Genomic DNA, 401 nt, shown 5'->3' on the forward strand with positions numbered 1-401 from the left:
TAAGGAGGTGATCCAGCGCCAGGTTCCCCTAGCGCTACCTTGTTACGACTTCACCCCAGTCATGAACCACAAAGTGGTAAGCGTCCCCCCGAAGGTTAAACTACCTACTTCTTTTGCAGCCCACTCCCATGGTGTGACGGGCGGTGTGTACAAGGCCCGGGAACGTATTCACCGTGGCATTCTGATCCACGATTACTAGCGATTCCGACTTCATGGAGTCGAGTTGCAGACTCCAATCCGGACTACGACGCACTTTTTGGGATTCGCTCACTTTCGCAAGTTGGCCGCCCTCTGTATGCGCCATTGTAGCACGTGTGTAGCCCTACTCGTAAGGGCCATGATGACTTGACGTCGTCCCCACCTTCCTCCGGTTTATCACCGGCAGTCTCCCTGGAGTTCCC

General features: G+C 55.1%; 1 rRNA gene. It reads right to left on the reverse strand.

Annotated elements, in window-relative coordinates:
- Positions 1-401: ribosomal RNA gene (locus tag IQR33_RS12215) — 16S ribosomal RNA — on the reverse strand; the annotation flags it as partial.

The sequence above is a fragment of the Vibrio sp. OPT46 genome, assembly GCF_015163535.1.
Classification (GTDB): Bacteria; Pseudomonadota; Gammaproteobacteria; order Enterobacterales; family Vibrionaceae; genus Vibrio; species Vibrio alginolyticus.